The sequence below is a fragment of the Pseudomonas sp. NY15463 genome (genome assembly GCF_048068415.1).
GTDB lineage: Bacteria > Pseudomonadota > Gammaproteobacteria > Pseudomonadales > Pseudomonadaceae > Aquipseudomonas > Aquipseudomonas mosselii_C.
Genome location: NZ_JBLUQD010000004.1, coordinates 359497 through 383880 on the forward strand (window position 1 = coordinate 359497; position 24384 = coordinate 383880).

At 63.6% G+C, this 24384-nt stretch carries 21 protein-coding genes; 8 read left to right on the forward strand and 13 right to left on the reverse strand.

Features of this window, described 5'->3' with window-relative positions; translation table 11 throughout:
* Positions 1-57 precede the first annotated feature (57 nt).
* Positions 58-1002 carry a GlxA family transcriptional regulator gene (locus ACNFIC_RS12380; RefSeq protein WP_416781090.1) on the reverse strand — a complete coding sequence of 315 codons (945 nt, stop codon included), beginning with the start codon at positions 1000-1002 and terminating at the stop codon, positions 58-60.
* A gap of 147 nt (positions 1003-1149) precedes the next feature.
* Here ACNFIC_RS12380 and choX point away from each other — a divergent pair, with 147 nt between their 5' ends.
* The 5 genes from choX (at position 1150) to ACNFIC_RS12405 (ending at position 5175) form a co-directional block, all read left to right on the forward strand.
* Positions 1150-2094, forward strand: coding sequence for a choline ABC transporter substrate-binding protein (gene choX, locus ACNFIC_RS12385; protein ID WP_138219323.1), 945 nt, complete (start codon positions 1150-1152; stop codon positions 2092-2094).
* A 164-nt stretch (positions 2095-2258) separates the two neighbouring features.
* Positions 2259-3143 (forward strand): 3-keto-5-aminohexanoate cleavage protein, encoded by an 885-nt coding sequence (locus ACNFIC_RS12390; protein ID WP_416781091.1) that lies wholly within the window; start codon positions 2259-2261, stop codon positions 3141-3143.
* 42 nt (positions 3144-3185) lie between these two features.
* Positions 3186-4151, forward strand: a complete 966-nt coding sequence (locus ACNFIC_RS12395) for an L-carnitine dehydrogenase (RefSeq protein ID WP_138219325.1) — start codon at positions 3186-3188, stop codon at positions 4149-4151.
* A 10-nt stretch (positions 4152-4161) separates the two neighbouring features.
* Positions 4162-4632 carry a thioesterase family protein gene (locus ACNFIC_RS12400; RefSeq protein WP_416781092.1) on the forward strand — a complete coding sequence of 157 codons (471 nt, stop codon included), beginning with the start codon at positions 4162-4164 and terminating at the stop codon, positions 4630-4632.
* A 285-nt stretch (positions 4633-4917) separates the two neighbouring features.
* Positions 4918-5175, forward strand: a complete 258-nt coding sequence (locus ACNFIC_RS12405; protein ID WP_138219327.1) for a hypothetical protein — start codon at positions 4918-4920, stop codon at positions 5173-5175.
* Here ACNFIC_RS12405 and ACNFIC_RS12410 read toward each other — a convergent pair.
* The 7 genes from ACNFIC_RS12410 to ACNFIC_RS12440 all read right to left on the reverse strand — a co-directional run bounded on the left by ACNFIC_RS12410 (position 5159) and on the right by ACNFIC_RS12440 (position 17252).
* Positions 5159-6865: an ABC transporter ATP-binding protein/permease gene (locus ACNFIC_RS12410; protein WP_416781093.1), complete on the reverse strand. Its 1707-nt coding sequence runs from the start codon at positions 6863-6865 to the stop codon at positions 5159-5161. The two genes, ACNFIC_RS12405 and ACNFIC_RS12410, sit on opposite strands and share 17 nt — an antisense overlap.
* Positions 6862-9648 (reverse strand): insulinase family protein, encoded by a 2787-nt coding sequence (locus ACNFIC_RS12415; protein ID WP_416781094.1) that lies wholly within the window; start codon positions 9646-9648, stop codon positions 6862-6864. The genes ACNFIC_RS12410 and ACNFIC_RS12415 overlap by 4 nt, the downstream gene beginning before the upstream one ends.
* Positions 9649-9673: 25 nt before the next feature.
* Positions 9674-12511: a TonB-dependent receptor plug domain-containing protein gene (locus tag ACNFIC_RS12420; RefSeq protein ID WP_416781095.1), complete on the reverse strand. Its 2838-nt coding sequence runs from the start codon at positions 12509-12511 to the stop codon at positions 9674-9676.
* A gap of 180 nt (positions 12512-12691) precedes the next feature.
* Entirely contained in the window at positions 12692-13651 is a 960-nt protein-coding gene (locus ACNFIC_RS12425; protein WP_416781096.1) for a FecR family protein, read from the reverse strand.
* A gap of 88 nt (positions 13652-13739) precedes the next feature.
* Positions 13740-14255, reverse strand: a complete 516-nt coding sequence (locus ACNFIC_RS12430) for a sigma-70 family RNA polymerase sigma factor (RefSeq protein WP_416781097.1) — start codon at positions 14253-14255, stop codon at positions 13740-13742.
* A gap of 120 nt (positions 14256-14375) precedes the next feature.
* The gene (locus ACNFIC_RS12435; protein WP_416781098.1) at positions 14376-15482 is read right to left on the reverse strand and encodes a GlxA family transcriptional regulator; all 1107 of its coding nucleotides are present in this window, start codon (positions 15480-15482) and stop codon (positions 14376-14378) included.
* Positions 15483-15875: 393 nt separating this feature from the next.
* Positions 15876-17252 carry an L-serine ammonia-lyase gene (locus tag ACNFIC_RS12440; protein WP_138219333.1) on the reverse strand — a complete coding sequence of 459 codons (1377 nt, stop codon included), beginning with the start codon at positions 17250-17252 and terminating at the stop codon, positions 15876-15878.
* A gap of 444 nt (positions 17253-17696) precedes the next feature.
* Here ACNFIC_RS12440 and ACNFIC_RS12445 point away from each other — a divergent pair, with 444 nt between their 5' ends.
* From ACNFIC_RS12445 to choV, 3 genes are all read left to right on the forward strand, one after another.
* Complete coding sequence (locus ACNFIC_RS12445) at positions 17697-18644, forward strand: choline ABC transporter substrate-binding protein (protein WP_138219334.1); 948 nt, start codon at positions 17697-17699, stop codon at positions 18642-18644.
* 80 nt (positions 18645-18724) lie between these two features.
* Positions 18725-19573: a choline ABC transporter permease subunit gene (choW, locus tag ACNFIC_RS12450; RefSeq protein ID WP_171030933.1), complete on the forward strand. Its 849-nt coding sequence runs from the start codon at positions 18725-18727 to the stop codon at positions 19571-19573.
* Positions 19570-20748 carry a choline ABC transporter ATP-binding protein gene (choV, locus tag ACNFIC_RS12455; protein ID WP_138219336.1) on the forward strand — a complete coding sequence of 393 codons (1179 nt, stop codon included), beginning with the start codon at positions 19570-19572 and terminating at the stop codon, positions 20746-20748. Before choW ends, choV begins: the two co-directional genes overlap by 4 nt.
* Positions 20749-20878: 130 nt before the next feature.
* On the opposite strand, the gene hisF is transcribed toward choV, so the two are convergent.
* From hisF to hisB, 5 genes are all read right to left on the reverse strand, one after another.
* A complete protein-coding gene (gene hisF, locus ACNFIC_RS12460; RefSeq protein ID WP_138219337.1) occupies positions 20879-21649 on the reverse strand; it encodes an imidazole glycerol phosphate synthase subunit HisF in 771 nt (256 codons plus the stop codon).
* A gap of 100 nt (positions 21650-21749) precedes the next feature.
* On the reverse strand, positions 21750-22481 hold the full coding sequence (hisA, locus tag ACNFIC_RS12465; RefSeq protein WP_416781099.1) for a 1-(5-phosphoribosyl)-5-[(5-phosphoribosylamino)methylideneamino]imidazole-4-carboxamide isomerase: 732 nt from the start codon (positions 22479-22481) through the stop codon (positions 21750-21752).
* Positions 22482-22595: 114 nt separating this feature from the next.
* Positions 22596-22856, reverse strand: a complete 261-nt coding sequence (locus tag ACNFIC_RS12470) for a DUF2164 domain-containing protein (protein WP_138219339.1) — start codon at positions 22854-22856, stop codon at positions 22596-22598.
* Positions 22857-23495, reverse strand: a complete 639-nt coding sequence (hisH, locus tag ACNFIC_RS12475; protein WP_416781100.1) for an imidazole glycerol phosphate synthase subunit HisH — start codon at positions 23493-23495, stop codon at positions 22857-22859.
* The gene (gene hisB, locus ACNFIC_RS12480) at positions 23496-24089 is read right to left on the reverse strand and encodes an imidazoleglycerol-phosphate dehydratase HisB (RefSeq protein ID WP_416781101.1); all 594 of its coding nucleotides are present in this window, start codon (positions 24087-24089) and stop codon (positions 23496-23498) included. It abuts the gene before it with no gap.
* Positions 24090-24384 lie beyond the last annotated feature (295 nt).

Sequence of the window (24384 nt, forward strand, 5' to 3'; positions counted from 1 at the left end):
TGATAGGTCTCAGATCCTGGGGCGCGTAGCGGCCCATCCAGCCAGAACAGACGAACGTCAAACCGCCGTGGCTGACCGGTCCTGGCGCGGACAGCGCTCGAACCGCGCCCGATAGCACCGGGTAAAGTACGACGCCGACTCGAACCCGCACGCCACCCCTACCTCCAACACGCTCATCTCGGTCTGGCGCAACAACTGCCGTGCCTTGTCCAAGCGCAAACGCAGGTAGAAACCGCTCGGTGTGTCGTCCAGGTGCAGTCGGAACAAGCGCTCCAGCTGGCGCCGGGTCACCCGCACCGCGTCGGCCAAGACTTGTGTGTTCAGCGGCTGTTCGATATTGCGTTCCATCTCGCCGATCACCTTCACCAGCTTCTTGTTGCGCAAGTCATAGCGTGCCGCAATCTCCATGCGCTGGTGGTCCTGACGCGGACGGATACGCCCCAGCACGAACTGCTCCGAGACTTGCACCGCCAGCTCGCTACCATGGGCCTGGGCGATCAGGTCGAGCATCAGGTCGATGGACGCGGTGCCGCCCGCGCAAGTGATGCGCCGGCGGTCGATCTCGAACAACTCCTGGGTGGCTTGCAGGCGCGGGTAGCGCTCCTTGAACGCCTCCAGGGCTTCCCAGTGCAGGGTCGCGCGGTGGCCGTCGAGCAGCCCCGCCTCGGCCAGCAGCATGGCGCCGGTGTCGATACCACCGAGCACCACATTGTCGTGGTCGAGCCGGCGCAGCGCCTGTTGCAGCGTGGCGCCATAACAGGCCAGCGGTTCGAAGCCGGCCACCACCAGCAGCATCTGCGCGCCAGCCGCTTCACCCAGCGCGCCGTCGGCGTTCACCGACATGCCGTTGCTCGCCAGCACCGCACCGCCATCCAGGCTCAGCACCTGCCAGCGGTACAACCCCACGCGAAAGCGATTGGCCACCCGCAACGGCTCCAGCGCACTGATGAAGCCCATCGCCGAAAAACCCGGCAGCAACAAGAAGTGAATGGTATGCGGCATCGCCTGCTCCACGATCAAGGTGGTCGCCCCAGTGCAATTGTTGGTCGCCAGGGTGCGATTTTCTACCCCGGCGCCAGCGTAGCGTATCCACACGGTCCGCAAGAGGCCGCCTTCAATAACAATACGTACTGCCGATGGAGAGCCACCATGCACCGCTTTGTCCGCTGCAGCCTGTTATCCCTCGCACTGAGCACCACCGTGGTCACCCCGCTGTTCGCCGCCGAACCCGCCGCCTGCAAGGACGTGCGCCTGGGCGTGGTCAACTGGACCGACGTCATCGCCACCAGCGCCATGGCCCAGGTGCTGCTCGACGGATTGGGCTACCAGACCAAGCAGACCAGCGCCTCGCAGCAGATCATCTTCGCCGGCATCCGCGACAAGCGCCTGGACATGTTCCTAGGTTACTGGAACCCGATCATGACCCAGACCATCACGCCGTTCATCGATGCCAAGCAAGTCAAGGTACTCGACAAGCCCAGCCTCGAAGATGCCCGCGCCACCTTGGCGGTACCCAAGTACCTGGCCGACAAGGGCCTGAAAACCTTCGCCGACATCCACAAGTTCCAAAAGGAGCTGGGCGGCAAGATCTACGGCATCGAGCCAGGCTCGGGCGCCAACACGCAGATCAAGGCGATGATCGCAAAGAACCAGTTCGGCCTGGGCAAGTTCCAGCTGGTGGAGTCCAGCGAAGCCGGCATGCTCGCAGCCGTCGACCGCGCCGTACGGCGCAAGGAAGCGGTGGTGTTCTTCGGCTGGGCGCCGCATCCGATGAACGTGAACATCGACATGGTCTACCTAGGCGACAGCCAGGGCGCGCTGGGCCCCGACGAAGGCCGCGCCACCGTATGGACGGTGACCGCGCCTGACTACGCCGACCGCTGCCCCAACGCCCACCGCCTGCTGGCCAACCTGAACTTCAGCGCCGAGGACGAGAGCCGCATGATGCAGCCGCTGCTCGACCACAAGGACGCGCTGGAGTCGGCCCGCCAGTGGCTCAAGGATCACCCCGAGGACAAAGCCCGCTGGCTGGAAGGTGTGACCACCTTCGACGGTAAACCGGCAGCCGACAACCTCAAGCTCAGCGCCAACTGACATTCCCTGATTGCCTGTAGGGGCGGCCTTGTGTCGCGAAAGGGCTGCGCCAGCAGCCCCAGGATTTGTGCGCGCTACTGAAAACGTGGGGCCGCTTCGCGCCCCTTTCGCGACACAAGGCCGCTCCTACAAGCAATTGGGCCAGACCTGAATAAGGAACCACCATGAACCACGACGTCATCATCACCTGCGCCCTCACCGGCGCTGGCGACACGGTCGCCAAGAGCCACCTGGTCCCGGTCACCCCCAAACAGATTGCCGCAGCCGCCGTCGAAGCCGCCAAGGCCGGTGCTACCGTGGTCCACTGCCATGTCCGCGACCCGCACACGGGCCGCTTCAGCCGCGATGTGGCGCTGTACCGCGAAGTGATGGAGCGCATCCGCGAGGCCGATGTGGACATCATCGTTAACCTCACCGCCGGCATGGGCGGCGACCTGGAAATAGGCCCGGGCGAGTCGCCCATGGAGTTCGGCGCCGGCACCGACCTGATCGGCCCGCTGGAGCGCCTTGCGCATGTCGAGGCGCTGCTGCCGGAGATCTGCACCCTGGACTGCGGCACCCTCAATTTCGGCGACGGCAACGCCATCTATGTCTCCACCCCTGCACAACTGCGTGCTGGTGCCAAACGCATCACCGAACTGGGGGTGAAGGCGGAACTGGAGATCTTCGACACCGGCCACCTGTGGTTCGCCAAGCAGATGATCAAGGAAGGCCTGCTGGACGACCCGCTGTTCCAGCTGTGCCTGGGCATCCCCTGGGGCGCACCGGCCGACACCACCAGCATGAAGGCGATGGTCGACAACCTGCCAGCCGACGTGACCTGGGCCGGTTTCGGGATTGGCCGCATGCAGATGCCCATGGCTGCGCAAGCCGTGCTGCTCGGTGGCAACGTGCGCGTGGGGCTTGAGGACAACCTGTACCTGGACCGTGGCGTATTGGCCAGCAACGGCCAGTTGGTCGAACGCGCGGTGGAGATCATCAACCGCCTCGGCGCCCGCGTGCTGAGCCCTGCCGAAGGCCGGGCAAAGATGAACCTCACGCGTCGGTGATCGACGCTATATCGCCCCGCAGAGCATTTTCAGGAGTTGCACATGCCTTTCATCACCACCCCCAAGACCTTCGCCGCACTGGGTAGCGGCGTCATCGGCAGCGGTTGGGTCGCCCGCGCCCTGGCCCATGGCCTGGACGTCGTCGCCTGGGACCCAGCCCCCGGCGCCGAAGCGGCCCTGCGCAGGCGCATCGCCAATGCCTGGCCGGCCCTGGAGAAACAAGGCTTGGCACCCGGCGCATCGCAACATCGCCTGAGCTTCGTGAGCACCATCGAAGCCTGCGTGCGCGACGCCGACTTCATACAGGAGAGCGCCCCCGAACGCCTGGAGCTGAAGCTCGACCTGCACGCGAAGATCAGCGCCGCCGCCAAACCTGATGCGATCATCGCTTCGAGTACCTCAGGCCTGCTGCCCAGCGAGTTCTACGAGTCGTCCACGCACCCGCAACGTTGCGTGGTCGGCCATCCATTCAACCCGGTTTACCTGCTGCCGCTGGTGGAGATCGTCGGCGGTCGCAACACCAGCGCCGAAGCCATCGAAGCCGCCAAGGTCATCTACACCACGCTGGGCATGCGCCCGCTGCACGTGCGCAAGGAGGTGCCCGGCTTCATTGCCGACCGCCTGCTCGAAGCGCTATGGCGCGAGGCCTTGCACCTGGTCAACGACGGCGTGGCCAGCACCGGCGAGATCGACGACGCCATCCGCTTCGGCGCTGGCCTGCGCTGGTCGTTCATGGGCACCTTCCTCACCTACACCCTGGCCGGAGGCGATGCAGGCATGCGTCACTTCATGGCGCAGTTCGGCCCGGCGCTGAAATTGCCTTGGACCTACCTGCCCGCGCCAGAACTGACCGAAAAGCTGATCGACGATGTGGTCGAGGGCACCGCCGAACAATTGGGCGAGCGCAGCATCGCGGCGCTTGAGCGCTACCGCGACGATACCCTGCTGGCGGTGCTGGAGGCGGTGAAGACCAGCAAGGCCAACCACGGCATGGCCTTTGGCGATTGAGGAGAGCTGCATGCCCGCACTGATCACCTACCGCACCCCGCTCCAGGCAGACTGGGTGGACTACAACGGGCACCTGCGCGATGCCTTCTACCTGCTGATCTTCAGCTACGCCACCGATGCGCTGATGGCGCGCATCGGCCTGGATGCCGACAGCCGTGGACAGAGCGGGCATTCGCTGTTCACCCTGGAGGTGCATATCAACTACCTGCATGAAGTGAAGCTAGGCACCGAAGTGTGGGTGCAGACGCAGATCATCGGCTTCGACAAGAAGCGCCTGCACCTGTACCACAGCCTGCACCGGGAAGGCTTCGACGAGGCGCTGGCAGCCAGTGAGCAGATGCTGCTGCATGTGGACCTGGCGGGGCCGAAGTCAGCGCCATTCACCGAAAACACCGCCGCGTTGTTGCAAGGCCTGCTGGAAGGGCAGCGGGAGCTGCCAACTGCTGCTTACGCCGGGCGGACAATCGCGTTGCCGGGATAACCGCTCGATGGTTCTTGCACAAAAAAACAACCCCGGAAAGCCGTGAGCGTCCGGGGCCAAGAGCGAGCAACATCCACTGTGCGAGGAGCGAGGGTGACCAAACCCTCGGTGCCGTGAATGACTTCAGTGTGCTGGCTTACCGACGTGGCGATTTAGCCGTAAACGACCTGTTCTTAGCCAATGCAGCCATCGCGGCAATCTGCCCTTGCCGGGCTGTCGCAGGCGACACAGAATCGGTCGCATACAACAGCAGCATTCTCTTTCGCGACAAAAGGGACAATAGCCATGATGCATGCGGATCTGATTGACCAGGACGACCTGCTGGGCCACCTTCGCGCCCGGGGCTTCGATATTCCCGCTGGAGCCAGCGCCGAGCAGGCCTGCGAAGTGGTCGTACGCGGGCTGACCGAACCCAACGCGCGCGCCCTCAAAGGCATGGTGGAGCAGATGTACACCGGCAGCGCGACGATCCTGCCGGCGGTGCGCCAGGCCATCGACAAACAGTTGCTGCCGGCGCTGGCGCAGTTCAGCAACCGCGGCTGACCGGGCTTTCCTGGGCCGGCCTCTTCGCAGGCTCGGCCAGTTTCTCCAGCTCGACGGTACGCTCGAACAGCCCCACCAGCCCTTCCTGGTGGGTCACCCCGACCACGGTGCACGCTGGCAGCTCACGCCTGAGCATCTGCAACAACGCCTTGGCGCTGGTCAGGTCGAGCTGGCTGGTGGCTTCGTCCAGATACAACGTATCGGGCCGATAAAGCAATGCCCGCGCCAGCCCCAGGCGCTGCTGCTCACCGCCAGACAACACCCGCTCCCACTCCTGCTCGTCGTCCAGCCGCTCGCCCCATGCAGCCAGCCCCACCTTGTCCAATACGGCCAGCAACGCTCGGTCACCGAAGTGCTCGAGCTGTGGATAAGCCAGCAGGCTGCGCAGGCTCATGCGCGGCAGATAGGGTTTCTGCGGCAACAACAGGCTGCGCCCGGCCGGCAATTGCCAGTCGCCCAGGCAGTAGGGCCAAAGCCCCTGCAAGGTGCGTAGCAACGTAGACTTGCCCAACCCGCTGCGCCCAGCCAGGCGCAACCACTGCCCCGGCTGCGCGCGCAGGTGCAAGTCGTCCAACAGCACGCTGCCATCGGGACGGCACAGGGTCAGGCCCTGGGCGCACAGGCAGTCGCCCTGTGGTGGCGCGGTGACTTTAAGACGACTGGCGGCGATGGCCTGTTCGAACTGGTCAAGCCGTTCCAGAGCCGCGCTCCAGCGCACCAGCTTGCTGTACAGCTTGATGAACCAGCTCAGCGAGTCATGCACCGCGTTGAACGCGCTGCGAATCTGCATCAGCCCGCCCAGGGTAATGGCCTTGGCCATAAACGCGGGCAAGGCGGCGAACACGGGGATAATCAGGCTTAGCCGCTGGTAGGCCACAGTGAACAGGCTCAGGTCGCGTTCACGACCCATGAGCTGGCGCCAGTTCTCGGCAATCGCAGCGAAGCGCTGCGCCAAGTGCTGGCGCTCGACGCTTTCGCCACGGTACAGGGCGATCTGCTCGGCATGCTCGCGCTTGCGCAACAGGCTGGCGCGAAAGTCGGCCTCGCGATGCTCGCGCTCGTAGTTGAGGCGGTGCAGTGGCTTGCCGATCCAGTGGGTCAGCAGGCTGCCGAACAGGGTGTAGGCCAGCACGATCCACACCAGATAGCCATGCACCGTGAAGTGCTCACCGAACAGGCTAAAGGTCTGCACCCCCGACAGGTTCCACAGGATCACCACGAACGCACCGACCTGCGCCAGGTTGATCACCAGCGAGGCCACCAGTTCGATCGACAGGTCGACCATCACATCCACGTCCTGGGCGATGCGCTGGTCGGGGTTGTCCGGCTCACCGCCCAGCCCCAGGCGGTAGAAGGCCTGGTCGGCCAGCCAGGCATCGGTCAGGCGCGCGGTCATCACCTGACGCCAGCGCAGCACCAGGCCTTTGCGGACGTAGTCGAGAAACACGTAGATCAGCACATACGCGGCCAGATAAAGCGTGTACTCAGCCACCAATCCGTACAGTGCGCCGGTGTCGAACGCGCTGAGGGTGTCGTAGAAAGTCTTGCTCCAGCCGTTGATCAGCACGTTGATCTGCACCACCAGCAGGCCCAGGCCGATCACCGTCGCAAGCATCAGCCACGCTAGCCACTGGCCACGCTCGCACCAGAAGGGCCGGCTCAGGCGGTAGAAGATCCGCAGGGTGCTCACCGGGCCTGCTCCCAGGCGCTGGCCGACGGCAGCACGCGCAGTTGCACCTGGTTAGCCTGCGGGAACAGCTGGCGCGCTTGCTGTTGCAGCTCGGCCAGGGTCAGGGCTTCGGGCAGTTGCTGCTGGGTTTCGAGGTAACGCGGGTCGTGCCAGCGTCGATCGCTCAGCACCAGGCGCTTGAACTGGGTCTGTGGGTCTTCGCGGCGCAGTGTTTCCTGGCGCAGCAGACTGCGCCGTTCGCTGTCGACCCAGGCCTGGTCGACATCGAGGCTGGCCAGGGTGCGCTGGGCCATGGCCCACAGCTCGTCGACCCGGGCCGGATCGCAGGTGAAGCTCAGGCTGCTTTCGACACGCTGGGTGTCGGGGTTGAGCTCGCTGTCGAAGCGCAGGCGGTAGACCCCCGAGGCCTCACCGCGCAGTTGCTCCTTGAGGCGCTGGTTGGCCAGCTCACGCAGCGCCGCTACGCGCACCGCAGCCTCTGGGCTCCAAGGCTGCTCGTGGAAGCTGCTGGCTTGCAGCACCGCACGTGGTTCCAGGGCGACCGCCAAGTCTTCGCGACGCTGGCCGGGCTGTTGCAGGGCCAACTGGCCGCCAACTGCAACGGCGCTGCGTGGGATAGTCGCAAGCCCTGCGCGGACCAACGGTTCGACCTGTTCTACGGGCAGATCGGTCATCAGGTAGTAAGTCACCGGCACGCTGACCTGGCGCAGCCAGTCGGCATCCAACTGCTGGGCGGTCAGGGTTTCCAGAGTGTCTTGGTCCGGCGCCTGCCACAGGTCTGCGCCATAGCGCAGTTGACGTTGTACGCTCTCCTGATGGCTGCGCACATCCTCCGGGCGGCTGCGCAGGCGTTGCAGCAGCTCATCGCGGGACTGCTCGAACAGCTCAGGCTCGATGCTAGCCACCTGGCTCACGCGATAGCTTTGCACCACGGCCAACAACTGCTCGGGCGGGGCCGTGAGGCTCAATTGCAAGCGCTCGGGACGTTGCTCGACACTGAGTGTCGCCTGGTTTTTCTTGCGCCAGTCGGCCAGGCCTTGGGAGGGCATGCCAACAGTGCCGCTGCGCACCGCCAGTTGCGCGGCCATTTGCACGCGCCAGGCCGGCGCGTCAGGCAGGTGATAACCGGCGGCCGACTCTGCCTGCAACAGCAACTTGCCTCCTGGGCCTGGGCGCTTGAGCCAGACCAAGCGGTCGCCGTTGCTCAGGCGCCAGTGCTCGACCTGCTGCGCGGGAAACGCCTTGCGCTCGACGATGCTCGCCGCCGCTGGGTTGGCCGCCATTTGCAGGGGCTCCTTGGCAGGCGCCACTGGCGCCTTGCGCACCGGCTCGTCCAGGTCCTGCGCGGACAGTGCGGCTTGTAGTGCCTGAACCTGGGCAATGCTCGGCAGGCTCAGGGGCGAATTACCGGGGGCGCTGATCTGCAACACCCGATCCGGGCTTTGCAGCCACAGGCGCAGGCGAGCGTTCAGGTCACGCAGGCGCACCTTGCCCAGGACTTTCTGGTAACGCCGGGCAACCGCTTCGCGCTCGATCACAGGGCGGTCCTGCACAGCGGCGTTGTTCAGTTGCTCTACCCACTGCTCGAAGGTGCGTGGGGTCTGTTGCTTGACGGCCTTGTTGGCCAGTCGGGCGATGTGCACACGCTGGCGGTTCAGGTCAGTCTTGCTGAAACCATGCTGGCGCAGACGCTCGATCTCAGTCAGCAGGGCCTGCAAGGCCTGCTCATGGGCCTGGCCTTCGACACTGGCGGCAATGCCCAGTACCGTCGAGTGCTCGCCGATCAGGGTCTTTTGCGCGGTCAGGCTGCGCACGCTGGCTTCACGCGGCTGGCGGCGTAGCGTGTCGACCAGCGCGGCCAGGGCCATGCGGTCGATCAAGCGTTCGCGCAGGGCCACGTGCGTGGTCCCACGGCTGTCTGGCTCATGCAGGCGGAACAACAACGCCACCTGGTTGCTGCCCGACTGAGGGTCTTGCAGGCGGAAGATTTTCAGCGTGTCGTCCAGCGGCAGCTCGCGCTGCTCGCGGTCCGGCACCTCGCCGGCCTTGGCTTGGCCGAACGCCTGCGCGATCTGCACCTTGAGCTGCTCGGGATCAAAGTCGCCGACCGCCGAGAGCACCATGTTGTTGGGCAGATACCAACGGTCCTGAAACGCCTGCAAGCTGGCCAGGCTGGCCGAGCGAATCGCCGCTTCGTTACCGATGGTGCGATGTCCAGGGTACGCCGAGCCGACTCGCTGCGACGCAGTACGCTGCTCGTTCATGCGCTGGGCAACGCCCAGGCCGCCGCGCCACTCCTCGATGACGATTGGACGCTCGCGCTCAAGGTCGGCGGCGCTGTAGTCACGCGCGAAGACCAGGTCAGCCAGCGCTTGCAGCGCCTGGGGCGCCTGACGCACACCGGCTGGCGGGCCGATCAGGTACTGGGTGCGCTCGTAGTTGGTCACGGCGTTGAAATGGCGGCCCTGCACCCAACCAAGCGCGGTCATGCGCTGGCGTAGGTTTCGCTCGCCACCAGCGCGGCTGTGGAAGGTCAGGTGCTCGACCATGTGCGCGACGCCGACTTGGTCGTCGGCTTCATCCACAGAGCCTGCCTTGACCGTCAGGCGCAGGTCCAGGCGGCCGGCCTGGGAGGTGTCGCGCACCAGTCGGTAGGCCAGGCCATTGGGCAGTTGGCCATGCACCACTTGGCTGTCCCAGGGCAGCGGCGCGTCGGACTCGGGGATCGAGGCGCAGGCGCCTAGCAGCAGCGGGCCGAGCAAGCCTGCGAGGAGCTTTTTCATCAGGGCATCCGTTTTTTGTGTACGGTCAGAAGCGGTAGCCGACTTCAAGCCAATACTGGCGGCCGACTTCGTAGGTGATCAGGTTGGTCGAGGTACGGCTGGCAATCTTGTTGACCTGGTCGGTGACGTTGGTCACATCGACGTTGACGAAGAACGCCTGGTCCTTGCCGGTGGGAATATCCCAGGCGAAGCGCATGTCCCAGGTGGCGGCACCAGGGGTGGCGGCGGTCTGGTAGTTGCTGTAGGTCTTACCGTCGATTTCGACATCCGGGCTGACCTTGACGATCTGGTCGTAGGGGCCGCGATAGCGCAGGAAGTTGCTGATCTCAAGGTTCCATTGCGGGATATCGGTGATGGTCACCAGGCGCGCAGTCCACGGGCGGTTGAAATCGCTGGGCGGTAGCGCTTCGTAGGGCACCAGCTTGCCGTCGAAGACAACGTCTTCGTTGTCCATCTCTTCACGGTCCACGCCGGCCTCGTAGGTTTCGCCATGGGCGCCCTCGCTGCGCGACCAGTTCAGGGCAAGCTGCATGCTGGTACTGGTGCCTATGAAGCGCAGTGGCTTGAGTGGCGCCACGGTGAGACTGACGGTGTCGGTCGTACTGGTACCGGCATTCAGGTAGACGTAGTGATCCTTGCTATAGCCAGCCGGAATGTCCTTCTGGTCGAGGTAGTAGTACGGCCGAGTGCGGTAGATCTGATCATGCCCCTTGCGGTTGATGTACTTGAGCTGGAACTCGGCGCCGAGCATGCGCTGGTTGAAGCCGAGCATCAGCTCGTCGTCATAGGGGATGTCCATGCTGGTGAACTTGCTCATGTTCAGGTTACTGCTGGCCAAGGCCCAGTCGTCGGTCTGGTTGGTGCGCGTCCAACGCGAGGTGAAGGCCTGGCGGCCATCGGCCAAGCGGTACTTGAACAGGTTGCGGCCGTAGTAGCGGTTGGCACCGAACACCAGTACCGAGCTGCGGTCGCCGAAAAAGTCGTAGTCACCGGCAAAGCGCGGCGCCAGCGACTTCTTCTCCATGTAGTCGTCGGCATCCAGGCGCAGACCGGGGCGCAGGGTGAGATTGCCGTAGCTGATCTGGTCATCGACGAACAGCGCGTACTTCCTCTGCTGCATGTCCAGCTGACCCGCACCGTAGATCATCATGGCCGAGCCGTACTGGCGGTTGTTGCCGTTGGCCAACCGGCCGATCGAGCAGTAAGGATCGCTGCCACAGTCGGTGCCGTTGTCGCGCTTGAAGGTGGTCACCGCCGCCGCGTCGTCCTCGCGCTCCCAGGTGGCGCGCTGGTAACCCAGCTCCAGGCCAGTGCTGACGGTGTGCAGGGTCGGGCCCAGGTTGAAGGTCTGCCATTCGGCCTTGAGCTTGTAGTCGATGCTGCGCTGGGTCTGGTACAGACTGCCGAACGAGCCCTCGGCGCTGCGCGCGTTGCCGCTCAGTGGATTGCCCCAGTTCTTGACGTCGGACCAGTACCAGTTGATCAGCGTGTCGGTGTCGGCCTCGCGCGAGGCGTACAGGTCGCTCACCGCAAGTTGCTGGGTCCAGCGGGCACTGTCGCCTTCGTAGATGGCCTTGATCGAGGTCTGCCAGCCGCCGTTGATGTTGGTGTACTCCGAGTCGCGGTAGTCCTCACGGAAGTACACGTTCTCTTGCGGGGCGTAGACGATCGAGGTGTCCAGGGTCAGGCGATCATTGACCGTCCAGTAGGTCTTGAGCAGAAAGTTGTCCAGCGCCCGGGTCTGCTCTTGCTCGTTGTCATTGTTCGGGCTGTTGTAGCCATTGGCGTAGGTGCGCAGCGGCAGGTACGAGCGCTTCTGGGAAAAGTTGAGCAGTGCGCCGAAATCCTCGGTCAGGTGGCCTTCGAGAGTGCCGCGCACGGTGGTCTTCTTGAACTCGGGCTGGTTCTTTTCGTTGGACGAGGTTTTGAACGTCTCCTCGCTCTCGCGGCTGATGTGATAGCGGGTCCAGTCCGAGCTGGTCATCGCGTACGAGAGCTTGCCGTGCAGGTCCTGGCTCGGACGGCGGGTGATTGCATCGACCACGCCGCCGTTGAAGCCACCGTATTCCACCGGCACGTTGCTGTCGTAGACCTTGATCTCTTCCAGCAGGTCAGCGTCCAGGGCGATGCCGTGCGAGCGGCTGGGGGCCGAGTCGAACTGGCGGGTTTCGTTGTAGCCGTGGGCACCGGGGTCGAGGTCGTTGTTGATCGAGATGCCGTCGATCATGAAGTTGTTCTGGTAGAACTTGGCGCCGTTGATGCTAACGTCGGCCGGGTCGATTTCGCCGGGGGTGTTGGAGCTTTTCTGATCGGTGCTGAACTGCACATTGGGGTGCATCTGCAGCAGGGTAGTGATGTCGCCGTTGGCACCGGGGAAGGCCTGGACCGCCTTGCGATCGAACACCGTGGCCCCCATGAAGCTATTTTCCTGGGTGTCGCCGAGAATCAGCGTGTTGTGCAGCTCGACCGCGCCGCTGTCGGCGTGCAGCAAGCGAAAGGTCAGCGCGCCGTATTCGTAGTCCCAGGTGATGCCGGTGCCCAACAGCAGTTGCGCCAGCGCGGCCTCGCTGCTGAGCTGGCCGCTGACGGCGGTGGATTGCTGGCCTTCGAGCAGGTCAGGGTCGACCGTCACCTGCAAGCCACTCTGCTGACCGAAGTTGATCAGGGCGATGGCCAGTTTCTGCGCCGGAATATCGAACGCATGGGTCTGGGCCAACACGTTGCGCACGCCCATCTCGTCGGCCTGGGCAGGCACTACGCCGTTGGCGCAGCACAGCCCTAGCAGGCCAGCACCGGCCAGCTGTTTTAGTTGCCACGACCAATCCCACGCGCAGCGCGGCTTCCGGCTTGTCGTTTGAGTCATCCCACATCCCCGCCCCGGACAGTCGCCGGGCAGCAAAATTGAATACGAATCGCTATCAGTTATTGCGCGCGGGGGAGAAGACGGGGCAGTTCAGCGATTTTTCAGAAAATTTTGAAAAAAGTTTTCAAGAGGAGATGCCTCATGGGCAGCGGCGCTGCGCCGCTGTCCAAATGGGCGGTCTCAGGGCTTGCTCAGCACCAGCAGCCAAGGCCCATAGCTACGGACTTCGCCACCATGCGGGCGGACCACTGCTCGCAGCGCGACCTCAGGCTTGCGTAGGTCATATACGCCGGTCACGCGCTTGGCGCCGAGGGCTTCGTCGCGCAGCAGCACCGTGCCCGGCAGGTAGCGGGCCAGTGCCTGCACCAGCTCAGCCACCGACTGATCGTCGGCGATCAATTGGCCTTGGCGCCAGGCGGCCGTCTGAGACGGCACGAACGCACTGAGCTGTGCCTGACCATCCAGGTAGCGCAAGCGTTGCCCGGCAGTCAGCGCCGCCGCCAGCACGCGGGCCGAGTCCTCGACCCGCACCGAGCCATGCTGCACATCGACCCCTACCCTACCCGCGCGCATCTCGACGTTGAACGCGGTGCCGGTGACGGTCACCCGTAGACTATCGGCACGCACGTGGAACGGCTTGCGCTTGTCGGGTTTGACTTCGAAAAACGCCTGCCCGGCCAGCAGGCGTACGTCGCGGTGGTTGTCGGCGTAATCGACGGCAATAGCCGTGTCACTGTCCAGTTGCACCACGCTGCCATCGGCCAGGGTGATGTCACGGGTTTCGCCTTGGGCCGTGCGGTAGTCGGCTTGCAGGCGCAGGCTCAACGACGGCGCCACCGCTAGCATCAAGCAAGCCGCCAGCGCAGCACCCAGCCACCAGCGGCGTGGCACCTTGCGCCGTACCGGCAATTGCACCACCTCGGCGCTGGCCGGCCATTCGGCGGCCGTGCTCGGCGCCAGCTCCGCGCTCAGGCGCCATAGGCGCTCGGCCTTGCGGTAGGCCTCGGGATTAGCGGCGTCGGCAGCCAGCCATTGCTCGAACGCATCGCGCAGCAGCATGTCCTGTGGCGCCTGCTGCAAGCGCAGGAGCCAGTCCAGCGCCTGCTCACGGCGGCTGGCTGTGAGGTCTGCTGACGTCATGTCCGGCAAGTCTCCTGATGGCTCGGGGGCGCGAAGGGTCGCACAGAGTCGTCCCGTTGAGCAAAAGACGTGGCAGCCAGAGGTTTTTTCACAGATCTTCCTCCAGCCGTTCCAGACAGTGACGCAGGGCATCGTGCACCAGTTGATGCACCAGGCTGACCGAGACCTCCAGGTGATTGGCCACTTGCTGCAAGGTGTAACCCCCCAGGCGGTGCATCTCGAAGGCGGTGCGGGTACGCAGGGGCAGTTCCTCGAGGGCGCGACTGATGGCGCCGAGCTCGCTCTGCTGGCTCACCGACTGCTCCGGCGAGGCGGTGCTGGCCGGCAGTTCGGCAAGTATCTCATCGCCTCCAGGCTGGGCTTTTTCGGTGGCTGTGCGGCGGGTCTGGTCCAGCGCCAGGTTGCGCACGATGCGGTACAGGTAACTGGCGGGGTGGCGAATCTCAGCGTCCAGCGGCTGGCTGCTCAAGCGCAGCCAAGCCTCCTGGACCACATCCTCGGCGCGGGCGCGGCAACCGACGATCGGCGCGGCGTAGTCCACCAGCGCCGGGCGGTGGGCCAGGTAGAGCTCGAGTTTATCGTCCGCCACGGAGTGGTATGCCAAGGATGTTTCAGAGGCGGCGATGTTACCCGTAGTCGAGAATCATTATCAACAGATGGATTTATACAATCGCCGCTGACTGCTTCGCAGTACCTGTGGCACCACGAAGCAAGCAGCGCCGTGTCAGAGCCTCACACTGGCGAACGTCGACTCGTTGCGCGCCTGACTCAGCGCCGCCATCGGCCCGCTGTGCGGCGACAGGGCCATGGCTTGCGGAATCGGCATCATCGCCACCTGCTGGGTGGTGTTGGAGCCCACGCGTTCGTCACGCGGCGGGATGCCGAAGTATTCGCGGTAGCACTTGGAGAAATGCGGCGTGGAGACGAACCCGCACACCGAAGCCACCTCGATGATCGACATCGGCGTCTGCTTGAGCAACTGCCGGGCGCGGATCAAGCGCAGCTTGAGGTAGTAGCGCGACGGCGAACAGTGCAGGTACTTCTGGAACAGGCGCTCAAGCTGGCGGCGCGAAACCGACACATACACGGCCAGTTCGTCCAGGTCGATTGGCTCTTCGAGGTTGGCCTCCATCAGCGCGACGATTTCCTGCAACTTGGGCTGGTTGGTGCCGAGCATGTGCTTGAGCGGCACGCGCTGGTGGTCCTGCTCGTTGCGGATGCGCTCGTAGACGAACATCTCGGAGATCGCCGCCGACAGCTCGCGGCCATGGTCGCGGCTGATCAGGTGCAGCATCATGTCCAGCGGCGCGGTGCCGCCGGAGCTGGTGAAACGGTTACGGTCGAGGGTGAACAGACGGGTGCTCATGTTCACCCGCGGGTAGGCCTCCTGCATGGCGGCCAGACACTCCCAGTGCACGCTGCAATCGAAGCCGTCGAGCAGACCGGCGCAGGCCAGTGCCCAACTGCCGGTGCACACCGCACCCAGGCGGCGCGACTGGCGGGCCTGGGCTTGCAGCCAGGTCACATGCTCACGGGTAACCGTGCGCTGGATGCCTACGCCGCCGCAGACGATCACGGTGTCCATCGGCGGAGCGCTGTGCATGGCTGCATCGGGGGTGATCTGCAAACCGTCGCTGGCCCACACTTGGCCACCGTCCACGGTCAGCGTGTGCCAACGGTACAGCTCGCGGCCGGACAGCTGGTTGGCCATGCGCAGCGGTTCCACTGCCGAGGCCAGGGAAATCAGGGTGAAATTGTCCAGCAGGAGAAAGCCGATCGACTGCGGGGCTGTGCGGTTCTGGGTTGGATTCCCGGAGCTGTAGGACGTCATCGCGATTTCTCCTCACACTGATGCTGGATGTGTCTCAGGCGGACACTGGTTTCTTGTTATTGCCCCCGTTTCGTATGCAGGGGCTTTGCCAATCTCAACGCAATCGCCGTGCCTAAATTGAACGACCATCCGAAAAAACCCAAAAACGACCTCATGTGATTGACGTAGTTGGGTTTGCGAGGGTGTTCGGGATCGAGCGCAAAGGGGCGGGCCAGCGCCGTTGCGCGTCACTACTGAGCAATTCGGTAGCACTTTTGGGTAGGTTGCCCAGAAGCGACAGACTTGAGTGTCACCGACAACGACCCTACTGGTAACGACAGCCGACGGCCGGTAGAAAGACGGCGACTGCGCCATAAGATGGCGCAGTCGCCGTGCGTGATCAAAAACGGCGCATCAGCACTCGATGGCGCTGACCGCGAGGCCTCCGCGAGAGGTTTCTTTGTACTTGTCGTGCATGTCGGCACCGGTGTCACGCATGGTGCGGATCACCTGGTCGAGGGAAATGAAATGCTCGCCGTCGCCGCGCAGGGCCATTTGTACGGCGTTGATGGCCTTCACCGCCGCAATCGCGTTGCGTTCGATGCACGGCACCTGCACCAACCCGCCCACCGGGTCGCAGGTCAGCCCAAGGTTGTGCTCCAGGGCAATTTCGGCGGCGTTCTCCAACTGCGCCGGGGTCGCTCCGAGCACTTCGGCAAGGCCGGCCGCGGCCATGGCGCAGGCCGAACCCACTTCACCCTGGCAACCGACCTCGGCCCCGGAGATGGACGCATTCTTCTTGCACAGGATGCCCACCGCAGCAGCGCCGAGGAAGAAGTCGACCACGTTGCTTTCATCCACTACGTCGGAGAAACGCATGTAGTAGTGCAGCACCGCCGGGATGATGCCTGCCGCACCGTTGGTGGGTGCGGTAACCATGCGTCCGCCAGCGGCGTTCTCTTCGTTGACCGCCAGGGCGAACAGGTTGACCCACTCCATGGCGCTCATGGTCGAACCAATCACATTAGGTTTGCCCAGCTCCTGCAAGCTACGGTGCAGCTTGGCGGCGCGGCGGCGCACGTTGAGTCCGCCTGGCAGCGTACCTTCGTATTTCAGGCCGTTGTTCACGCATTCCTGCATGGCTTGCCAGAGCTTGAGCAAACCTGCGCGAATTTCGGCCTCGCTGCGCCAGACTTTTTCGTTGGCCATCATCAATTGCGACACGCGCAGGTCGTTTTGCTTGCACAGGCGCAGCAGCTCGGCGGCGCTGTTGAAGTCGTACGGCAGCACGGTCTGGTCAGCGTCCAGCACACCGCTGGCGGCCTGTGCGGCGTCCACCACGAAGCCACCGCCCACCGAGTAGTAGGTGTCGCGGTGCAGCTCGCCAGCCTCGCCTTCAGCCACCAAGGTCATGGCATTCGGGTGGTACGGCAGGTTCTCGTCGAGCAGCAGCATGTCGCGCGCCCAGACGAATTCGATGGGCAACTGGCTGTCGAGCTGGAGCACGTTGGTTTCGCGCAATTGCGCAATGCGTGGTGCGATCTGGGTAGGGTCGATCGCGTCGGGCCATTCGCCCATCAGCCCCATGATCGTGGCGTTGTCGGTGCCATGGCCGACGCCAGTGGCCGACAGCGAGCCGTACAAGCGCACTTCGATGCGCCGCACCTGCGCAAGGTCGCCGCGCTCACGCAGCCCCTGGACGAACAGCGCGCCGGCGCGCATGGGGCCGACGGTGTGTGAGCTGGAGGGCCCGACACCGATCTTGAACAGGTCGAACACGCTGATGGCCATTGTCGCATCACCTCTTGATGGGCTGTCTGGACGCGCCAAACGATGCCTTGCACAACTGCTAGGCTGAATCGTCGAGCCGCCTTGGAATGCACGCATCATCGGGCTTTTACCTACCCCTTCGCCGTCTGCAACCGACGTACTTTTGTCCGGCAGCGCCGCTGCCGATCCGACCCTGCCTGCGCCGTTTTCCAGCGGCCAGGCGACGTGAAAACAGGGGTGCGGGGGTGGAAAAGCTCAGTTGCGACATCGCCCGTACTGGATGCGACCCGTCCTGTACTGGATACGACGCCACCAGTAGGCGATTGCCGAACGCTGGAGGATTATCGAAAGCGACTCGTTTTGCACGGCCTCGCATCCTGCCCTCTGCAGGCCTGGCTGACCGGCTCCCTAGAAAGCGCTGGCAGCCCTTCGCGAACCCGAAGATAAAATCACAGGAGTCCACCTATGAAAGCTTCACCCTCGCTGTTGCTGGCCGCGATGCTCTGCGCACCGCTGCTGACCCAGGCCGCCGAACCCGAGCAGTGTCAGACGGTGCGCTTTTCCGATGTCGGCTGGACCGACATCACAGTGACCACCGCCACCACCAGCGTCGTGCTCGAAGCGCTGGGCTACAAGACCCACACCACCATGATCTCGGTGCCGGTCACCTACAAATCGCTGGCCTCAGGCAAGGATCTGGACGTGTTCCTCGGCAACTGGATGCCGACCATGGAAAACGACATCAAGCAGTACCGCGACGCCGGTACCGTCGAGACCGTACGTGCCAACCTGGAAAACGCCAAGTACACCCTGGCGGTGCCCCAGGCGCTGTACGACAAGGGCCTGAAGGATTTCGCCGACATCCCCAAGTTCAAGCAGGAGTTGGGCGGCAAGATCTACGGTATCGAACCGGGTAACGACGGCAACCGAACCATCCAAAGCATGATCGACAAGGATGCCTTCGGCTTGAAGAGCGCCGGTTTCAAACTGGTGCAGTCGAGCGAGGCCGGCATGCTGTCGCAGGTCGACCGGGCGCAGAAGCGCGGCGAGGCCGTAGTGTTCCTGGGTTGGGAACCGCATCCGATGAACACCCGCTTCAAGATGCAGTACCTGACCGGTGGCGATGACTTCTTCGGCCCCGAGTTCGGCAAGGCGACCGTGCTGACCAACACCCGCAAGGGGTACACCCAGGAGTGCAGCAACGTCGGCCAACTGCTGAAGAACCTGTCGTTCGAACTCAAGGATGAAAGCACGATGATGGGCTATGTCCTGGACGACAAGATGAAACCCGAAGCCGCTGCGAAGAAGTGGCTCAAGGACAATCCCGGCAAGCTGGATACCTGGCTGGCGGGCGTGACGACCGTGGATGGCAAACCAGGCCTTGAGGCGGCCAAGGCCAAGCTGGCGCAATAACAAACAACGCAATAGCGCTATCTCGGGGCGGGACCGTGCCGCCCCGGACTGATTTCAATCTTTGCAGGTGGAAGCTCGCTATCATGCTTATCGATCAAAAATTACCGTTGGGGCAGTACATCGCCTCATTCGTCGAATGGTTGACCCAGAATGGCGCCAATTACTTCGACGCCATCGCTCGGGGCCTGGAGTTCATGATCCATGGCGTCACCAGCACCCTGACCTGGTTCAACCCGTTCGTGCTCATCGCCCTGTTCGCCGCCCTTGCGCACCTCATCCAGCGCCGCGTGGGGCTGACGGTATTCGTCGCGCTGTCGTTCCTGCTGATCCTCAACCTGGGTTACTGGCAGGAAACCATGGAGACCCTGGCGCAGGTCAGTTTCGCCACGGTAGTGTGCGTGGCCATCGGCGTGCCGCTGGGCATCGTCGCTGCACACAAACCGATGTTCTACACCGCCATGCGTCCGGTGCTGGACCTGATGCAGACCGTGCCTACCTTCGTTTACCTGATCCCCACGCTGACCCTGTTCGGCCTTGGCGTGGTGCCGGGGCTGATCTCGACCGTGGTGTTCGCCATCGCCGCGCCGATCCGCCTCACCTACCTGGGCATCTGCGATGTGCCACAGGAACTGATGGATGCCGGCAAGGCGTTTGGCTGCTCACGCCGCCAACTGCTGACCCGTATCGAACTCCCCCACGCCATGCCAAGCATCGCGGCAGGCGTGACGCAATGCATCATGCTGTCGCTGTCGATGGTGGTGATCGCCGCCCTGGTGGGCGCCGACGGCCTGGGCAAACCCGTGGTCAACGCACTGAATACCGCCGATATTTCCCTGGGCTTCGAAGCAGGCCTGGCCATCGTGCTGCTGGCAATCATGCTCGACCGTATCTGCAAGCAACCGGAGCTGCCAGCAAGGGGTGAGGCATGAGCATCATTCGTTTCGAAGACGTCGACGTCATTTTCTCCAGCAAGCCACGCGAGGCACTGGCCTTGCTCGACAAGGGCCAGACCCGCGAGCAGATTCTCAAGCAGACCGGCTTGGTGGTGGGGGTCGAGAAAGCCAACCTGGACATCAACAAGGGCGAGATCTGCGTGCTCATGGGCCTGTCCGGCTCGGGCAAGTCGAGCCTGCTGCGCTGCATCAACGGGCTGAACACGGTCAGCCGTGGCAAGCTGTTCGTCGAGCACGAAGGCAAGCACATCGATATCGCCCACTGCACCCCGGCAGAACTGAAAATGATGCGTACCAAGCGCATCGCCATGGTGTTCCAGAAGTTCGCCCTGATGCCGTGGCTCACGGTGCGCGAGAACATCAGCTTCGGCCTGGAAATGCAGGGTCGTCCCGAAAAAGAACGGCGCAAGCTGGTGGACGAGAAGCTCGAACTGGTGGGCCTGACCCAGTGGCGCAATAAAAAGCCCGACGAACTGTCTGGCGGTATGCAGCAGCGTGTAGGCCTGGCCCGTGCACTGGCGATGGACGCCGACATCCTGCTCATGGACGAACCGTTCTCGGCCCTCGACCCGCTGATCCGCCAGGGCCTGCAAGACGAGCTGCTGACCCTGCAAAGCAAGCTGAACAAGACCATTGTGTTCGTCAGCCACGACCTGGACGAAGCGCTGAAGCTGGGCACCCGTATCGCGATCATGAAAGATGGTCGGATCATCCAGTACAGCAAGCCTGAGGAAATCGTGCTCAACCCTGCCGACGAGTATGTGCGGACCTTCGTCGCCCACACCAACCCGCTCAACGTGCTGTGCGGGCGCAGCCTGATGCGCAGCCTGGACGACTGCAAGCGGGTCAACGGCTCGGTGTGCCTGGATCCTGGCGGCGATTCCTGGCTGGACCTGGGCGAGGGCAATTCGATCAAGCGCGCTCGCCAAGGCCAGAACGGCCTGGACATGCAGAACTGGGTGCCGGGCCAGGCGGTGGAAGGCCTGGGACGCAAACCGACCCTGGTACACGCCGATATCGGTATGCGCGACGCCTTGCAGATTCGCTATCAGACCGGCAACAAGCTGGTGCTGCAGGACAACGACAAAGTGGTGGGGATTCTCGGGGACACCGAGCTGTACCACGCGCTGCTCGGCAAGAACCACGGCTGAGGCCTTGGGCCGCGTGGCGGCCCATCGCGGCGCAAGGCCGCGCCTACAGGGATATGCGTTACCCTGTGGAGCGGCCTTGCCGGAGCGCCGGACCGGCCGCATAGGAGGGCAAAGCCCTCCTAGCTATCTATCAGCGAACAACGATTCCACGCTCAGCCATGTAGGCCTTGGCCTCTGGCACCGTGTACTCACCAAAGTGGAAGATACTCGCCGCCAAAACCGCGCTGGCGTGGCCTTCCAGAATACCGTCAGCCAGGTGCTGCAAGTTACCCACACCCCCGGAGGCGATCACCGGAATGCCCAGCGCATCGCTGATGGCACGCGTGACGCCGAGGTCGAAACCGTTCTTCATGCCGTCCTGGTCCATGCTGGTCAGCAGGATCTCACCGGCCCCCAGGCCTTCCATCTTCTTCGCCCACTCCACGGCATCCAGTCCGGTCGGCTTGCGCCCGCCATGGGTGAAGATCTCCCAGCGCGGTGCCTCGCCCGGGCCAGACACCTGCTTGGCATCGATGGCCACGACGATGCACTGTGAGCCGAAACGGTCGGCGGCCTCGCCGACGAACTCCGGGTTGAACACCGCGGCGGTGTTGATCGACACCTTGTCGGCACCGGCGTTGAGCAGGTTGCGGATGTCCTGCACGGTGCGCACGCCACCGCCCACGGTCAGCGGGATGAACACTTGGCTGGCCATGCGTTCGACGGTATGCAGGGTGGTGTCACGGCCATCGACGCTGGCGGTGATGTCGAGGAAGGTGATCTCGTCGGCGCCCTGCTCGTTGTAGCGGCGGGCGATCTCCACCGGGTCACCGGCGTCGCGGATGTTCTCGAACTTGACGCCCTTGACCACCCGGCCGTTATCCACGTCCAGGCAAGGGATGATGCGTTTGGCTAGAGCCATGAACTTCTCCCAGAGCAGCAAGCATCAAGCGGCAAGCTACAAGTAAAGGCTGACGCGGTCTGCCTGCTTGCTGCTTGCCGCTTGGCGCTGGCTACTGCGCTTAGTAGTTGTCGCAGAAGGCCTGGGCCTCGGCGACGTCGAGGGTGCCTTCGTAGATGGCACGGCCAGTGATAGCGCCGATGATGCCAGGCGCCTTGGCGTCCAGCAGGGCCTTGATGTCACCCAGGTTATGGATGCCGCCCGAGGCGACCACCGGGATCGAGGTGGCTTCGGCCAGAGCCTTGGTGAAGGGCACGTTGCAGCCCTGCATCATGCCGTCCTTGGCGATGTCGGTGTAGACGATCGCCGAGACACCATCGGCCTCGAAACGCTTGGCCAGGTCGATGACCTGGACGCTGCTGACCTCAGCCCAGCCGTCGGTGGCGACGAAACCGTCCTTGGCGTCCAGGCCAACGATGACCTTGCCAGGGAAGGCCTTGCACGCTTCGGCGACGAACTCAGGCTGCTTGACCGCCTTGGTGCCGATGATCACGTAGCTGACGCCGGCCTTGACGTAGTGCTCGATGGTTTCCAGCGAACGGATGCCGCCGCCGATCTGAATCGGCAGGTTCGGGTAGCGCTTGGCGATGGCGGTAACCACCTCACCGTTGACTGGCTGGCCTTCGAAGGCGCCGTTGAGGTCGACCAGGTGCAGGCGACGGCAGCCACCTTCGACCCACTTGGCGGCCATGCTCACCGGGTCATCGGAAAATACCGTGGAGTCTTCCATGCGGCCCTGGCGCAGACGCACGCAGGCGCCATCCTTCAGATCGATAGCGGGAATAATCAGCATGTTATTTCCTTCGTCAATTCAAGCGGCAAGCTGCAAGCGACAAGCTGCAAGCAATGCGCGTCGTGCATTCGATAGGCGATCGGGCTTTGGCTTGCAGCTCGTGGCTTGCAGCTTTCAGCTCTTCTCCAGCGCCCACAGGTCGCTTTCGATGCTCTCGAAGCGCTCCTTGAGGTGCAGCTGAACATCGGCAATCGCCCTGTTGTAGTAGTGAGGTGCAATCTCTTTGCTGAACAGTTCGAGGACCTCGGCCACCTCGAATGACCCAAGCTCCAGCTCGAAGCGATCTTCGAGAAAACGCTTGAGTACATGAAGCGCTTCGCGCTCCTGCTCGGGGGCCAGGGTAATGACCGGGGCCTTGGTCTTCGACCTGCTCATTCACCAGCGCCCGTCCCAGGCGACGAAGTTCTGCAGCAGTTGCAGGCCATGGGTATGGCTCTTCTCTGGGTGGAACTGCACGGCAAAGCGCGAGCCGTCGGCCAGCGCGGCGGCGAAATCGTTGCCGTAGTGGCCGCGACCGACCACCTGGCCCGGCTTGCCGGCATTGATGTAGTAGCTGTGCACGAAGTAGAAGCGCGCGCGGTCCGGGATGTCGTGCCACAGCGGATGGTCGATGGTCTGGCTCACTTCGTTCCAGCCCATGTGCGGCACCTTCAAGTGCTCGCCGTGCTCTTGCAGGTCTTTGCCGAAGAAGCGCACCTGGCCTGGGAACAGCCCGATGCAGTCGACGCCGTCGTTTTCTTCGCTGTGTTCGAGCAGTGCCTGCATGCCCACGCAGATCCCCAGGAACGGGCGATCCAGGCTGACTTCACGCACCAGGCTGTCGAAGCCCAAGCGGCGGATCTCGGCCATGCAGTCGCGAATCGCGCCGACGCCGGGGAACACCACGCGGTCGGCTTCGCGGATGACCGCAGCATCGCTGGTCACCAGCACCTTGCCGGCACCGACGTGCTCCAGGGCCTTGGCGACCGAGTGCAGGTTACCCATGCCATAGTCGATTACGGCTACCGTCTGCATTTACAGGCACCCTTTGGTGGACGGCATCTGACCGGCCATGCGCTCGTCGAGGGTAACGGCCATGCGCAGCGCGCGACCGAAGGCCTTGAACACGGTTTCGATCTGGTGATGGGTGTTGTGGCCGCGCAGGTTATCGATGTGCAGCGTCACCAGGGCGTGGTTGACGAAACCCTGGAAGAACTCCTGGAACAGATCGACGTCGAAGCCACCGACACTGGCACGGGTGTACGGGACGTGCATCTGCAGGCCCGGACGGCCGGAGAAATCGATCACCACGCGCGACAGGGCTTCGTCCAGCGGCACATAGGCGTGGCCGTAGCGGAAGATGCCTTTCTTGTCGCCGATGGCCTGGACGAACGCCTGGCCGAGGGTGATACCGACGTCTTCGACGGTATGGTGGTCGTCGATATGCAGGTCGCCCTTGCACTCGATGTCCAGATCGATCAGCCCGTGGCGGGCGATCTGGTCCAGCATGTGTTCGAGGAAAGGCACGCCGATATCGAATCGGGCCTTGCCACTGCCATCGAGGTTGATCGAGCACTTGACCTGGGTTTCCAGGGTATTGCGCTCGACGGAAGCCTTACGTTCAACCATCACCAGCTCCGCAAAATCATTGGGCGAAAAGGGCTCCATTATAGGCCCAGAACGCGCCGGCTTGAAACGCGGATGACATATGGCAGGAGTAGCAATTGCGGGGGGATGACTGCGGTACAGGTCTATACAAGCTGGGGATGGGGCTGCTTTGCAGCCCATCGTGGCACAAGGCGCTCCTACAGGGACCGTGTGAACCCAGCGCTTACACGGTCCCTGTAGGAGATCACCCAGCCCTTTGGGCTGCGCTGTAGCGCAGAGAACTGATTTCGCAAGCGCTCCGCGTACCCTGTGGGAG

Excerpts from the sequence above, each read along its gene's own strand:
- ACNFIC_RS12380 (WP_416781090.1), bottom strand. The coding sequence starts at position 1,002 with ATGCCGCATACCATTCACTTCTTGTTGCTGCCGGGTTTTTCGGCGATG.
- choX (WP_138219323.1), top strand. The coding sequence starts at position 1,150 with ATGCACCGCTTTGTCCGCTGCAGCCTGTTATCCCTCGCACTGAGCACC.
- ACNFIC_RS12390 (WP_416781091.1), top strand. The coding sequence starts at position 2,259 with ATGAACCACGACGTCATCATCACCTGCGCCCTCACCGGCGCTGGCGAC.
- ACNFIC_RS12395 (WP_138219325.1), top strand. The coding sequence starts at position 3,186 with ATGCCTTTCATCACCACCCCCAAGACCTTCGCCGCACTGGGTAGCGGC.
- ACNFIC_RS12400 (WP_416781092.1), top strand. The coding sequence starts at position 4,162 with ATGCCCGCACTGATCACCTACCGCACCCCGCTCCAGGCAGACTGGGTG.
- ACNFIC_RS12405 (WP_138219327.1), top strand. The coding sequence starts at position 4,918 with ATGATGCATGCGGATCTGATTGACCAGGACGACCTGCTGGGCCACCTT.
- ACNFIC_RS12415 (WP_416781094.1), bottom strand. The coding sequence starts at position 9,648 with ATGAAAAAGCTCCTCGCAGGCTTGCTCGGCCCGCTGCTGCTAGGCGCC.
- ACNFIC_RS12420 (WP_416781095.1), bottom strand. The coding sequence starts at position 12,511 with ATGACTCAAACGACAAGCCGGAAGCCGCGCTGCGCGTGGGATTGGTCG.
- ACNFIC_RS12425 (WP_416781096.1), bottom strand. The coding sequence starts at position 13,651 with ATGACGTCAGCAGACCTCACAGCCAGCCGCCGTGAGCAGGCGCTGGAC.
- ACNFIC_RS12435 (WP_416781098.1), bottom strand. The coding sequence starts at position 15,482 with ATGACGTCCTACAGCTCCGGGAATCCAACCCAGAACCGCACAGCCCCG.
- ACNFIC_RS12440 (WP_138219333.1), bottom strand. The coding sequence starts at position 17,252 with ATGGCCATCAGCGTGTTCGACCTGTTCAAGATCGGTGTCGGGCCCTCC.
- ACNFIC_RS12445 (WP_138219334.1), top strand. The coding sequence starts at position 17,697 with ATGAAAGCTTCACCCTCGCTGTTGCTGGCCGCGATGCTCTGCGCACCG.
- choV (WP_138219336.1), top strand. The coding sequence starts at position 19,570 with ATGAGCATCATTCGTTTCGAAGACGTCGACGTCATTTTCTCCAGCAAG.
- hisF (WP_138219337.1), bottom strand. The coding sequence starts at position 21,649 with ATGGCTCTAGCCAAACGCATCATCCCTTGCCTGGACGTGGATAACGGC.
- hisA (WP_416781099.1), bottom strand. The coding sequence starts at position 22,481 with ATGCTGATTATTCCCGCTATCGATCTGAAGGATGGCGCCTGCGTGCGT.
- ACNFIC_RS12470 (WP_138219339.1), bottom strand. The coding sequence starts at position 22,856 with ATGAGCAGGTCGAAGACCAAGGCCCCGGTCATTACCCTGGCCCCCGAG.
- hisH (WP_416781100.1), bottom strand. The coding sequence starts at position 23,495 with ATGCAGACGGTAGCCGTAATCGACTATGGCATGGGTAACCTGCACTCG.
- hisB (WP_416781101.1), bottom strand. The coding sequence starts at position 24,089 with ATGGTTGAACGTAAGGCTTCCGTCGAGCGCAATACCCTGGAAACCCAG.